This window comes from Labilibaculum sp., from assembly GCF_041595635.1.
Classification (GTDB): Bacteria; Bacteroidota; Bacteroidia; order Bacteroidales; family Marinifilaceae; genus Labilibaculum.
This window is the reverse complement of the sequence record NZ_JBFHJW010000085.1, coordinates 1-14,907: the sequence shown is the minus strand read 5'-3', so window position 1 is coordinate 14,907 and position 14,907 is coordinate 1. Positions and strand designations below refer to the sequence as shown.

General features: G+C 36.6%; 9 protein-coding genes. 1 reads left to right on the top strand and 8 read right to left on the bottom strand.

Translation table 11 applies throughout. The features are described 5' to 3' along the window. From ABYT26_RS16300 to ABYT26_RS16285, 4 genes are all read right to left on the bottom strand, one after another. Positions 1-3,466, bottom strand: a 3,466-nt coding sequence (locus ABYT26_RS16300; protein WP_372755838.1) for a hypothetical protein, incomplete at its 3' end; no start/stop codon positions are given. A 444-nt stretch (positions 3,467-3,910) separates the two neighbouring features. After that, a complete protein-coding gene (gene rluF, locus ABYT26_RS16295; RefSeq protein ID WP_372755836.1) occupies positions 3,911-4,636 on the bottom strand; it encodes a 23S rRNA pseudouridine(2604) synthase RluF in 726 nt (241 codons plus the stop codon). A gap of 107 nt (positions 4,637-4,743) precedes the next feature. Next, complete coding sequence (locus tag ABYT26_RS16290; RefSeq protein ID WP_372755834.1) at positions 4,744-5,283, bottom strand: carbonic anhydrase; 540 nt, start codon at positions 5,281-5,283, stop codon at positions 4,744-4,746. Between the two features lie 107 nt (positions 5,284-5,390). Then, a complete protein-coding gene (locus ABYT26_RS16285; RefSeq protein WP_372755832.1) occupies positions 5,391-6,305 on the bottom strand; it encodes a glutaminase in 915 nt (304 codons plus the stop codon). 313 nt (positions 6,306-6,618) lie between these two features. Between ABYT26_RS16285 and ABYT26_RS16280 the strand changes: the two genes are divergently transcribed. Next, a complete protein-coding gene (locus ABYT26_RS16280) occupies positions 6,619-7,281 on the top strand; it encodes a hypothetical protein (protein ID WP_372755830.1) in 663 nt (220 codons plus the stop codon). A 198-nt stretch (positions 7,282-7,479) separates the two neighbouring features. On the opposite strand, the gene ABYT26_RS16275 is transcribed toward ABYT26_RS16280, so the two are convergent. The 4 genes from ABYT26_RS16275 to ABYT26_RS16260 all read right to left on the bottom strand — a co-directional run. Next, positions 7,480-8,196, bottom strand: a complete 717-nt coding sequence (locus ABYT26_RS16275; protein WP_372755828.1) for a sensor histidine kinase — start codon at positions 8,194-8,196, stop codon at positions 7,480-7,482. A gap of 373 nt (positions 8,197-8,569) precedes the next feature. After that, positions 8,570-9,625 (bottom strand): CNNM domain-containing protein, encoded by a 1,056-nt coding sequence (locus ABYT26_RS16270; protein WP_372755826.1) that lies wholly within the window; start codon positions 9,623-9,625, stop codon positions 8,570-8,572. Positions 9,626-9,775: 150 nt separating this feature from the next. Continuing rightward, positions 9,776-12,181, bottom strand: a complete 2,406-nt coding sequence (gene pbpC / locus ABYT26_RS16265; RefSeq protein ID WP_372755824.1) for a penicillin-binding protein 1C — start codon at positions 12,179-12,181, stop codon at positions 9,776-9,778. 31 nt (positions 12,182-12,212) lie between these two features. After that, the coding region (locus ABYT26_RS16260) for an alpha-2-macroglobulin (protein ID WP_372755822.1) at positions 12,213-14,907 on the bottom strand (2,695 nt) is incomplete at its 5' end.

Genomic DNA, 14,907 nt, shown 5'->3' with positions numbered 1-14,907 from the left:
TACCATTTGTATTTACTGATATTGTTTGAGTCGTTTCTCCGGTAGACCATAAATAAGTTGAGCCAACATTTCCGGCGTCGAAAGTGATGCTATTTCCCGCACATGTTTCCTGATCTGCTCCCAAATCAACAAGTGGGTTTGCGTGAATGGTCGCATTCACATCATCCATTGCAGAACAGCCGTTGGCGTCGGTGATCGTAACAGAATAATTTCCGGAAGTCGAAACAGAAATGGTCTGAGTCGTTTCGCCTGTGCTCCATAAGTAGGTAGAACCAACATTTCCTGCATCAAAAGTGATGCTGTTTCCTGCACAAGTTTCCTGATCTGCTCCCAAATCAACAACTGGAAGAGAATGAATTGTTGCATTTGCATCATCACTTGCTGAACAGCCATTGGCATCGGTCATTATAACCGAATAGTTCCCTGAAACAGTCACCAAAATTCCTTGTATCGTATCACCAGTACTCCATAAATAATCAGATCCAGGATGCCCAGCATCAAACATGATGTTATTTCCATTACACTCCTCTTGATCTGCTCCCAAATCAACCACAGGGTTAGCATTTACGATAAGATTCACCTCATCGGTACCCATACAACCATTACTATCGGTTACAACAACGGAATAGGTTCCTGAAGTGTAAACAGTAATTGTTTGAGTCGTTTCGCCTGTAGACCATAAATAAGTTGAACCAATATTTCCAGCATCGAAAGTAATGCTATCTCCCTCACAAATTTCCTGATCGATTCCCAAATCAACATTCAAATTACTATTGATCGCTATTCTCATGGTATCCAAAGCAGGACTTACACATGGAATAATTGGTTGAGCACTTAACTCCAAATCAACAAAACCATTTGAAATATCAGAACTACCAGGAGTATAATTTGCGGTTAATATGCTTGTGTCGTCGAAAGAACCATCGCCTAAACTTCTCCAGATAAAAGATGATTCATTGCTTACCTCTCCGCTTAATGATGCAGAACCCGCCTCACAAATTTCCAAATCTTCTCCAGCATCAGCAGTAACATGCTGCACAACTTCAACCGTTACTGTAAGAGGAATTTCAGATAATTGATACATACTAATACCATCCAATGCAAAAGCATTATCAGTACCTGTTGTTGAAGTATTGTTAATTTGAATTGTGAGTTGAGAATCTGTACCAGAATAAACCAATGTTGCATATTCCTTCCAATCGCAAGAATTTTCAGAGCTAAATTGTAAAACAACCTTATTATTAATGATTAATTCAAAATCATCGGAACTATCATTTTTAAGATTAGTCATATTTAACGAAAATGTATAATAACTATCTGTATCAACATCAATATCCTGTTCCCAAACAGTACTATTTACATTTCCTCCTTCAACAACCATTACATTATCAGGAGAATTACCCGTAACACCTCCGCAATTACTTTTATCAGATCCAAAAGCATCAGTATCATCATCAATTGTATACTTACTGCTTCTATTTCTACAATCTCGATCCCTAACTCTCGAACAATAATAGTAATCACTTTGAACTTTTATATTTCCTAAGGTAAAATCGCCATTCTCAACTAACTCTATTGTTTTATCTATATAAAACAAACGTAAGTCATAACTAGTTGTAGAATCAGGAGAAACCACCACTCTGGAAGAGAGACCATCCACATCCCAATTGAATAAAAAATCATTACCTGCGTACAACTCTACCGACTCATCTCTACAAATAATTGTATCATTTAAAGTCACATCAGGAACAGTCCCGCTTGCGCTCGTAATATTAATCATGTCCATTGCTGAACAGCCATTAACATCGTATACACGAACAGCATACAATCCAGCTTTATCAACATCTAAATATCGGCTATGAGAACCATCATCCCAAACATAATAAAAATGACTTCCCGCATCCAGAGTAATTACATCTCCTGTATTTAAAACCTGATCAGGACCTAAATCTACAACAGGTGGTGGCACCAAGTTTACATTCACATCATCAGAGGCTATACATCCATAAGAATTAGTTACTGTGACAGAGTAATTACCATCTGCATACACAATAATTTCCTGAGTAGTTTCTCCAGTAGACCATAAATAAGTTGCTCCGGATATTCCGGCATCAAGCACTACAGGCTCACCCGAACAAACTGTCTGATCGGGACCTAGATCAATATTTAACTCATCATAAAAACCAACATAAAAAGTGTCACTATTTACACAAGAGTACGCATTAGTAACCCTTACAGAATAGTCTCCCGCCGTTGAAATTTCAATAGACTGCGATGTTTCACCAGTATTCCACACATAAGTAGAACCCACATTCCCTGCATCCAAAATTACATTTCCTCCACCACAAGAAGCTTGCTGATCTCCAAAATCAAGAGAAGGTATCGGATTCAGGTAAAGGGTTAACGAATCAACAACAGATTCACAAGGAGAATTAGAATCCGCTGTTGCGATAAGAACAACACTTCCATTTGTTATGTCACTACTTCCAGGAGTATAAGATGAATTCCCATCAGACACACTTGAAAAAGAACCATCTCCGTTTGTTGACCACAGAAAACCACTTTCATTGGAAACTGTAGCTGCCAAACTTGCGCTTTCGTTACTACAAATTGTCAAATCGGAACCAGCATCAACCACAGCAGGTTCCATAACTGTAACAGTTCTACTATCGGGAACCTCAATCAAAGGATTAAAAGAAATCCCATCCAAAGCATAATCATTACCACTACGAATTAAATTTTTATTTACAATTGAAATCTCAATAGAAGTTTTTGTATCCGAATACCATAAGGAATAAAACTCTTCCCAATTACAGGTTAAACCTGAACTTGGTTCTATATAATCACCCATTAAAACACCATCAATCATAAACTCTAGTCTAGCTGGATTAGTAGGATGCACATTGGCTGCCCAAGTTGAAAAAGCATAATATTGATAAGGTGTTACCGTAATGGTCTGGCTCCAAACCACCACATCTTCATCGGGAGCACCGTTCACAATCAACATCTTATCGTCGGTATTTCCTGTATTTCCGCTACAATGAGAAAAATTAGCATGATAGTCGTTAGGATCATCATCCACAGCATATCTTCCCTCCATCCATAGCGACTCGTTATCAGAATGATCTGCTGAAGATAAAATTGGATCTGGGCAATATACATACTCACTATAAAAGCCCGTATTTCCCAATTCAAAATCACCATTTGTAATTAGCTCAGTGTCTGTATCTGGAATAAAAACACGTAGATCGTAAGTTGTCGTTACTGTAGGGGATACACTAATTACAGACGAAAGCTCACCTGTACTCCAATTATACATATATGAACCCGTGGCTGCTTCAAGAATTACTGATCCTCCAATACAAATAGTCGTATCACTTACCGGACGAATGATTTGAGCTATTCCAAGTTGAGAATTAAGCACTATTAATAAGGTAAGACAAAGAAAGTGTAGATGTTTTTTCATATTATCGCCATATTTAACCTAAAAATCAAAGATGAACAATCTTTGACGAAATACCTTTTTTTATACTTCAACTACGTAAATTTAACGATTAAAGTTCGATCTATTTTAAATACAAATTAGAATTTCATCAAAATAAAGCATAACAATCAGAAAATGAGAAAGTTCCTGATATGATGAATTTTTATTAAAAATAAGATCAAATAAAAAATAAAGGGGAATATCGGACGAATCAGAAAAAAAGATGAATTCCTTTTCTCGAATAATTCTTTTTGATTCAACAATTTAGAACAATCAAATTGAAACTATTATTCTCGATTCAAACTCATCAAAACACTAAATTTGAGGATATAGATTTAAAAATCGGCTGAAATTTATTCTTGCTTATTATCTGCGAGAGAAGCTTTATTCACGAGCAGGCGGGATACTACCAAGTAAGTATATTTTTTATATTTCGTCGAAAGTTTTCGCCGAATCCTCACATAAACTAAGCAAGGTTTGTAGTTCTTTTTTAGTAAACGAACGGTATTTTCCAACCTTTAAATTGCCTAAGGAAATGTTCATGATTCGTAACCTCTTCAACCCTTTTACTTCGTAATTTAAATATTCACACATTCTACGAATCTGTCTATTTAAACCTTGTGTAAGAATTATTTTGAATGTAAAATCATCTACTTTCCAAACTTTACATTTCTTGGTTACTGTATCTAAAACTGGAATTCCATTTCCCATTTTTTTAATAAAATCAGAAGTAATTCTTTTGTTAACACGTACCAAATATTCCTTTTCGTGATTGTTACGCGAACGCAATATTTTATTCACGATATCGCCATCATTGGTAAGAAAAATAAGTCCTTCACTTGGCTTATCCAGTCTTCCAATAGGAAATATCCTCTCTGGATAATTTAGGAAGGTGATAATATTTCCTTTGATATGAGTATCGGTTGTACAGGTTATTCCGATAGGTTTATTGAATGCGAGATAAATATTACCCACCTGCCTGGTGATAATTTTTCCTTTGACTTTTATCGTATCCTCTGCGAGAACCTTAACGCCCAAATCAGCAGTTTTTCCATTCACTTGCACACGTCCACTCTCAATTAATCTATCAGCCTCTCTTCTAGAACAATATCCAGTTTCGGCAATCGCCTTATTTAGTCGTTTTACTTCCATAAAAAATCTACTTCCATCAAAATTGAACCGCAAAAATACAGGAATAAATCAAAGATCAACTATAATCCACATTTTCTTGCTCAGACACAATAATTTCCAGAAAAAAATTATTCCTTCACTATGGATATTCGATTGGTTTCAACCTGATAGTGCAAAGGGGCAACAATTATTTTTGGATATTTTAAACGAAGTCGTTTTGCTTCAGCCACGACAAAATCAATCTCGTTTCCAATCTCGAACAAGGGAGCAAAATTTGTAAAATGTTCTTCGGCTTTTTCTGCAGTCCATCCTGCAGAACTAACCAACCCCTGAATAAACTCGTTTTTCCGAGCGTGTAAATTAACCATTCCACAATTATTATGAGCTATCAGTGCAATGTGTTTTATCTTACCCACAGAAATGGCATAGGATACCTTAAATTCACTGTATCGCAAATTCGCTCCACCAGAACGAATGATATAGGCGAAATTTTCAGGAATATGCAAATGTTTACGATTATCCATACACATTCCAACCAAAAGCTGCGCTTCGGAATAACTTGTAAAAAGACGATTTAAGTTCTGAAATTCCAGAAGCAAACCGATAGGTGTATTTCGATATTCGGGTAAAATATCCTCTATAGACTTAATCGTTATTAATTGATCCATTTGTTATACAATTTTTCAGCTCCAAACAATATCATTGGTTTGGAGACGAATTTATTAGAAACCTTTTAAAGGTAATCAATTCAGCTTAGCTAAACGCACTTGCTCTCCTAAAAAATGGAAGACTCGGTTTCACTTGTGAATAGCTCCAGGAATTTCATTCCTTTACTTGAATTTCCTTTTTTATTCAAACCTGGACTCCACACAACAATGCTATACTGATTTGGAAGAATAGCAACAATACCACCCCCAACACCACTTTTGCCCGGCAAACCCACTTTAAAAGAAAACTCGCCTGCCTCATCGTAAAAACCGCACAATTGCATAATTGCATTTACTCTTTTCGCTTTGCTCGAACTTAAAATCTTTTCCTTTGTGATAGGATTCAATCCGTAAGAAGCCAGAAAAAGAAACGTTCGTGCTAGTTCTCGGCAAGTCATTTCAATGGAACACAAATTGAAATAAAAATCCAAAACGGTATCAATATCGTTATGAATATTCCCTAAATCCTTCATTAAATTAATTAAAGCAGCATTTCTATATCCCACAGATTTTTCCGATTCTGAAATGCGAGCGCAATATTCAAGTTCTGAGTTCCCTGAAAGCTTCCTCACAAAATTCAGAAACTCATCTTTAGGATTTTTCAAATGTTCCACCAAAATATCGCAAATAACCAATGCTCCTGCATTAATAAAAGGATTTCTAGGAATTCCCTGATCATACTCAAGTTGAATTAAAGAGTTAAATGGAGTTCCTGAAGGCTCCACACCCACTCTTTTCCATAAATCTTCATCTTGCAATTGGTAAGCCATAACCAAAGACAAAACTTTTGAGATACTTTGAATAGAAAATTTCTCCTCCGAATCGCCAAGTCCAAAATTCTTATTCTTTTTAGTGATCAAATGAACCCCGAACTTAAACGGATCAACCTTACGAAGTTCTGGAATATAAGATGCAGGGTTTCCCAATTCCTGAAATCCTGTCATCTTAATCAAAACATTTTCTAATATTTTCTGATAATCCATACAAATGATTATAAAGTTCCCTAAAGTTAGTTTTTGAAAAAAGAAATCCTAGGTTCTCCGAAAGAGAATCAACATTTCTATTGAATAAAAAGACCTAGAATCAGAAAGAGATAGAAAAAATAGTTAAAGAATTTAGGCTCTGTATTTCCTTATAGATAGGCCATTCAACCATATCAGACTCTTTTTCACAATATTGCAATGCAATATAAAAAGCAACAAATCGTTATATTCCAATATCAACAACAAAAGACTACTTTTTATGCTAGCAAACAAATTAAAAAAATACGTATTAGCTTTTTTAAGCCTATTGCTTTTGACAACAATTCTACCATTAAAAGCACAAGAAAAAAATAAATTTCAGGAGAAAACTGATTTTCAATTCACAACAGGCATCAACAGAGGTTTTGGTATGGGAGCTGCTCTACTTCTGAATGATCTTTCGAAAGAATTTCCCTTCGACATTCGATTGGGATTAGGTTATACATGGCTTGATCCTGGAAGATCTGCCGATGCACGCAGAATTTTTATTAACAATGCAACCAATGGCGTTCCCGAAAAAAAAGGTCACAGTATGGATGTTAGACTTGACCTTCTAAAACCCATTACTCTTTTAGGAAATTCTTCATCCTACTGGTATGTTGGTCCTCGTTATTCAAAATTTAAGGGGAATTTTAAATACGTAGGTGGCAATGAAGATTTTGATGTTAGCTCGAAACAATACGGATTGGGAGGTGGTTTCGAAAGTCACTACAAAATTTCAGCAGGACTAAAATTGGTTATTACAAGCGGCTTGGATTATTTTTTTGGTGCTAAACTTCAAGGACACGACACATCGTACTCGCCAGATAATGATAATGTAAACGCCAGAACCGACAATGAAACCGACACTCTTTTCACTTATAAAGATGCTGATAAAGCCATAGATCAACCTAAGTTTATGCCTCGTTTTTTAGTTGGAATTCAGTTGGATTTATAATCAGATTTATCTGATTATTAGCTAAAACAATACTTATGACTGCAAAGGCAACGAACTTTTTTTCGTTGCCAAATTGTAGACTACGTGCCTTATAATGAAAATTTTCAGATCGAAAGACTACTCTTTGTTTGATGACTTAACTAACATTTTAAGATCCAATGAGAATTTTCTTTCTCTTTTTTATTGATCTGAAATTAATTAGGAGGAAACTTCCAAGTTAAGTTGATTTTTTGTTAAAATATTTTTTTGTTTTATCAGCTTGGCAGGAATCGTAAAATAAAATTGAGATCCTACTCCATAGGTTGATTCAACCCATATATCTCCATCAAATAATTTCACATTTCCTTTACAAATAGACAAGCCTAAACCAATACCACCTATTGTTTGTATCTCGTCAACTTTTGTTCGTTGAAAACGATCAAAAACTTTAGTCAGATTTTGTTCTAAAATTCCTATTCCCGAATCCTTAACAAAAAATAGCAAGTAATCTTTACGCATTTTACAACCATATTTTATAAAGCCTTTATTGGTGTATTTAATTGCATTACTGATTAAATTATCTAGGATTTGAGCTAATTTTAACCGATCTGTCTCTAAAACAAGATCTTGATCGGCAAGAGAATTATTCAACTCAAATAAGACTTCCTTTTTGAGTAAAGTAGTATGACTCGAATAAAATTGATTTAAGAATTCATTCAGATGAAATTCTGAATTTTGAACAATAACATTTCCTGTTTCAATCAGAGAAATATCCAGTACATCATTCACCACAGCAAGCAACTGATCAGGACTTTTTGAAATAATATCAATATACATTTCTCTTTTTTCCAGAGGCAAATCATCTTCTTTTAAAAGTTCTACAAAACCCATAATTCCATTCATAGGGGTTCTAATTTCATGGGACATATTCTGCAAAAAAGCAGTTTTCAATAAACCACTTTCTCTGGCTTTTTTTCTGCATCTCTTATTCTAAAAAGATGACTCTTTAGTAAATAGTAAAATAAAATCCCCGTTACAAGTACATAAAACCACCCTTTGTAAGTCTGCACCTGTGTGAGATAATCCGGATCAGAGACTAGCTTTTGAACCAGTTTATCTGAAAATGAAATCCACAATGCACCAATGGATAGATATATAATAAATATTTTATGTTCGAATTTAAACTTTAGCATTTTATGGTTACTTATATGTCCTGTCTATGCAATAAAGATAATATCATAATTGAAATTAGCCAATTAGCTATCAAACATTCTATTCTTCCAATTGTTTAATTTTCAAAAAAATTCAGTTACTTTCTCTGATCCAAAAAGATATTGTATTTTGCCTTTCGTCTCTCCCATCTTTCACGGGCATATTGTTGCATATCAACCACTCTATCTACTTCATCAACAATTTCCAATCCTAGTAAAGTCTCTAAAATATCTTCCATACTCACAATTCCGTCCATTCCCCCATATTCATCTACTACAAGTGCTATTTGCTCTTTTCTTTCCAGTAGCGTTTCCCATGTAATTAAAAGCGTTTGAAACTTTGGCACCACAATAATGTCTCTTTTAATATCTTTCAATTTTAATTTTTTCTGGTCTTCAGTTAGCTCGTCGAAAACCGATTGACGGAAAACATAACCCGTAATATTATCAGTTTGTTCTGCATAAACTGGTATTCTAGAATAATACAGATACTCTTTCTGAGTTAAAAAATCATGAATACTCATCTGCTCATCAGCCATAGAAACCACTACTCTGGGAGTCATTATCGCGCTAACACTAATGGTTTTCAGCCGAATTAAATTCTGAATAATCCTATTTTCATTTTCCTCCAGACTACCTTCTTTTGTTCCAATATGAGCCATTGCCGATAATTCTTCACGACTTACCTGCATAGACGTATTTTTAGATGAAAATAGTTTGGTGATATAGCCTGTTAAAATCACTAGAGGATAACTTACATATACCATTGCATTTATTATCATTCCAGAATTCATTGCCAATTCACGCCAATACCTGGCTCCAATCGTTTTGGGAATAATTTCGGAGAAAAAGAGGATCAAAAGAGTTAAAACCGCAGAAACTAGGCCAAAATAAACTTCGCCAAACAAATGTGTAGCTTGAGCTCCAACGCCAGCTGCCCCAATGGTATGAGCAATAGTATTCAACGATAAAATAGCAGACAAAGGCCTATCTATATTCTTCTTTAGTTGTATGAAAGTAATAGCCCGACCATCTCCCTTTTTCTTTTTCACATTTAAAAATGAAATTGGGGTTGAAAGCAGAACCGACTCCATTACCGAACATAAAAAAGAAACAACAAGAGCAAGAAATAAATAAAAAAGTAAAAGAAGCATTTTTTAATTGTTTAGGTTCAATTCATCCTTGGTAATTTAGTCAAAATTAAATTTTTCAGAAAGATATTTATTGATAAGATAGTCTTGATGGTAAATTTCACAGTTTACTTACAGTTAGTTGTACACGAAAAAAATAATTTCAGTACTCAATTATCTGAGTTCATTCTCCCTTTTTCCAACAATAGCAAATTTCTTACTTAAAGTATTTCCTTGTTCATCTACAAATGTTAATTCATGTTCTCCTTCATCAGGACACAATTCCATTTGATGAAGAAAAACTGTACTTCCTATAAAATTACCATCGAGATGCCAAAAAACTTCTGCTTGCGGATCGTGATGAGCAATTTCAAAAACAAGTTTGCCCAACATTCCATCCAACTCAATGGGAATAAAGAGTTGATCGTTGTTTTTGGGATAAATTAATTCCATCACCTGATGTCCATAATTCCCCTTGCAATCATCTCGAAATGGAGGTAAAGTTTGATACAATGGATTCCGCTTTTTGTAGTACCATTCCATGGCTGGAGGCAATACAAACCAACTTTCATGAACCATATTTCCAACACTTTCGCAATTGGAATTCACCTGAAATCTTTTGCTAGCATCTAAATGAATGAGCCGGTGGTAGGGACATGATTTGCTTTCCAAACCAGCCTTGCAAACCAACATAGTATCGACGGTTTCGCACCATTTGCCAGCACGACATCCGCTCTGACGGCACACTTCTACTGACTCCAATTCCGAGTAAGGAATATCGAACCACTTTTGCGTTGGCAACACATTAAAAACATCAAACATAATAGGAGCTGCAGCTCCCACTCCAGTTAAATCTGGACGACCTTCTCCATCGGCATTTCCAACCCAAACTCCTACCACATAATTAGGCGTTGTTCCAATGGCCCAGGCATCTCTAAAACCGAAACTCGTACCAGTTTTCCAAGCCACTTTCCGTGATGAAGAAAATGATTTCCACCCGCTTTCTCCATCCGGACGATTTACCTCTAATAATGCATCGAATGTTTGGTAGATGGATCCGGCACTTAGAATAGAATTCGATTCTTTTTTTCCCTTTGGAAGCGAGTCTTTCAAACGGTAAAATGGCTTTCGGATGTTATTGGAAAAATAACTTTTTGATTCATTGAAATGATTCAAAGTTCTGGCTAAATCTGCATAAATTCCGCATAAATCCCACAATTCACCTTCGGCTCCACCCAAAATTAAGGACAAGCCATAATGTCCAGCAGGTCGATTTAGTGTGCTAAGTCCAAGGTTTTTCAACATGTGATGAAAACGTTCCACACCATGTGTACGCAACATTCGAACCGATGGAACATTCAATGAACGAGACAAAGCTTCGTGAGCCGGAACAGCACCATCGTAACGCAGGTTAAAATTTTTAGGAGAATAGCCAGCAATTTGGGTTGGAATATCGGCAATAAGCGTGTTTGGTAAAATCTCACCACTGTTCAGCATACTAGCAAACAGAAGAGGTTTTAGTACACTTCCCGTACTTCTGGGAGCACGAATCACATCAACCTGATTGCCATTATCTCCTTTCCCATTAGCTGCAGTATTCCCAATGTAAGCAATACTTTCTCCTGTTTCAACATCTAAAACCAAAACGGCAATATTATGAATCTGATTGGCTTCTAAATTTGCCTGATACTTTCGAACGATGGCATTTGCTTGAATTTGAAGTCGATAATCAATAGAACTTATAATTCGTTCTCCCTGAAAATCAGAATTTGCCTGATCGAGTAAATGAGGAGCCAACATGGGCAATACATGAACCTTGCTTGGCAAATCTTCTAATTTAGCCAGCTCACAAGTTGTCGAATCGATGCTTCCTTTCCCCATTAATCGATCGAGTAAGCGATTTCGTTTTACAAGCAGTTTTTCGCTATTTTTTCCCGGATAAATTAAGGAAGGTGCATTAGGCAAGACCGCTAAAGTTGCGGCTTCGGCCCAGGATAAATCATCGGCTTTTTGACCAAAAAACCGCCACGCCGCAGCATCTAAGCCCACAACATTGCCTCCAAAAGGAGCATGAGAAGCATATAAGGCAAGAATTTCTTTTTTTGAATAGCCTAACTCCAAACGAAAAGCCTTTACAATTTCAATTGCTTTCTGGTAAACAGTCCGCTCTTTTCCCTTACGGGATATTCGAATCAGTTGCATGCTTAGAGTACTTCCACCACTAACTACCCTTCCTGCCTTTATGTTTTGAACAATCGCTCTTCCCATTGCAATGAGATTTACTCCTGGATGATAGTAAAAATACTGATCCTCGAAACAGAGCAATGCCTTTTCGAATTTTTCGGGAACAGTTTCACTCTCCGGAAAACGCCATTGTCCATCTTTTGCAATTCTTGCTCCCAGCAACTTTCCCTCCCGGCTAAATAGAATGGTGGATGTAGGATCGTGAAACAATTTAGCAGGCAATGAAAAGTAAAAACCAAGAACCACAAACAAAAATGCCAGCAAAAAGATGCGGCATTTTTTGGTTTTACAATATTTAATATTGAGTCGGTTCATAAAATATTCATCAATCCCCAAAAGGGGGTTTTTTATTCGTTTTTAAAAATTCTTACTTTACCACTTCCACCCACTTACCTGGTTTGCGAGCCTGAACCCGATCGTCGTACATGGCTTCACAAACTACCGTAGGAAGATAATATTTTCCCACATAAGCTGCATTTAATGTCATCACAAAAGTCTTGCTATCATTTCGATTCAAATCGAAATAAGTATACACTCTATCATCTCGAATATCCTGATAAGTTGGCTCAGAAGATTCCGAAAGCTCATCCACTCCGCCAAAGCGAGTATTTACAATTTCCCAACCCGAAGGGAATATCTGAGTCAAAGCCATTTGCTCGTAATTGTCCATCACACCAGGATTATGAATTTGAACTTCAACTTTAAAATCGGTTCCCTGCTGTAATTTACTCACATCAATTGCATTCCCCTTCATATCCGTATAGGAAACATCCATTTTCAAATTCCTTTCCGCCGAAGTTTGATCTCCAACTTCAGGAATTCCACTCATACAAACTCGTGCATAAAGAATGCCTTCAGAAAGATTATTCACTTTCACTTTCGGTGTCCCTGTTTTTACATCCAAAGGAATTTGAACAATAGGATTGTTACTGAATAATTTCTGAACTTTACCATTGTTAAGAGCATAAGAAAAACTCAATTCCGAAGATTCTGCTTTTCCCGCAAACTCTGCCATTCCAATCAAACAGAATGCTGTTGTTTGTGTGCTCATCCAAGTATCTCCTGATAGTTCGGCAGACAATTTTTGAGCCAAAGGAAAAGCTTCCATTCTCTTATCTAACAAGCTTAAGGTCTCTAAAATCATGGCTCTATCGCGAGTATCTGAACCAAAAGTTCCCCAATTTTCGCGGTAAGCTTTCACCTCAGTAGACATATTTTCAATCAGCTTCTCAGCCACTTCGGTCTGTCCGATAATTCGATAAGCTGCTGCTAATCGCCATTTGGCAGCTGAGCTTAATTTTGATTGCTCTCTTAATCGATTCATAGATGCTAAATCAGGACTTTGAGCTTCAGCAAGTGTATACAAACGATAGGCTTGCAGTAAATCGTGTCGAGAATAGTACACTCCATTTCGATAGCTAGCATGATCCCAACTTTTAGCTGCCGATTTCTGATACCTCAACCATCCCGATTTCAATCCGATTGGCAAAGTATATCCCATTTCTTCAGCTTTCAACATAAAATGACCAGCATAACTTGTTCCCCAATCACTCACATAATCGACTCCTGGCCAATACGCAAAGCCTCCATTTGGCAATTGAAAACTTAGTAAACGATTCAATCCAGCTTGAATGTTCTTATCAATTCTCACTTTTTGTTCCGCCTCTAAAGTCACTACTTTATCTAGAAATAGCTGAGGGAAAACCGCCGAAGTTGTTTGCTCAATGCAGCCATGAGGATAATCAATTAAATATTCCAAACGACGACCAAAATCAATTGGTGGAATATTCGACAATTCTAAAACAGCCTTATTAGTCCCTTTCATCCCTGGCAAAGACAGTAAATTTTCCCAGCTTTCACCTTCATTTAACAAGGTATCGTTCACATTCACCACCCGAGGGTTTGGCGTACGAACATCCAATTCAATATCGTAAGTTGTTTTTATACTTCCACTTTCGGCCAACACTTTCACTTTTGCAATACCTAATTTCGAGGCAACTTTCAAATCAAAATTCACGACCTGCTCTCCCACTTCCGAAAAAGTAATGCTCTTTTCAGTTTCTTTTTCAGCCATAAGAAACTCATTGGGCTGAATCTTGATTTTCACATTTTTCACTTTTGGATCCATAGCAAAAACAGTCACTGGCAATTTTACCAATTCTCCAGGTCCGAGCACTCTGGGGAGAGTAGCCAAAATCATTAACGGCTTTCTTACCTGACAAGTTTTTTCGGCAGAACCATAAGCACCCCGATCTCCTGCAACCACCATAGTTCGGACCGATCCTACATAATTTGGCATCGTGATTTTATGCATTTTACGATCTCCTGCATGAAGTGTGTATGGACCATAAAACATAACAACAGGCTTGAATCGATTTGCTTTTGCTTGCTTTTTATCTCCTAAATCCTCATCACCACCAATGGCAAAAGCTTTTTCTAATCGAGCACCAAAAGCACCCATAACCATATCGTACATATCCCAGGTTTTTACACCAAGAGCTTCTCGCGCATAAAAACTATTCCAAGGATTTGGAGTTCTAAATCGGGTTAAATCCAACAAGCCATCATCAACAACAGCCAAAGTGTAAGTCATAGCTTTTCCTTCCTTTTCGGATACTTCCACCTTAAATTCTTTTTCAGGTTCCAATACATCAGGCATCTTAATTACCGGATTTAATCGAGTATTTGGATCTTCAACCAAAATAGGAACAACACCATACATGCGAATGGGTAAATCGTTATCGCTTTGTGCATGAGGTTGTACCAAACTTACGCTCACATAGGCATTCGGAGCCATTTCCGGAGTTATCTCGAAAGAAAATTCCGATTGCTGAGATTTTGTATCTACCCAAAATGCCTGTAACACTTTCGCTCCTGTTTCGATGCTCACCAACGCTTTTCCCGATTTTGAGGAAGGAATTGTTACTTTGGCTTTTTCGCCTACTTTGTATTTTTCTTTATCGGAAGTAAAGGACAAAAGAGTTGCATTGCCGGGCATTCCCTCAGGAGTTCGTCCGTACCATTTCGAAAAATAAGCTGTTTCGCCCGCAGAATGACCACTT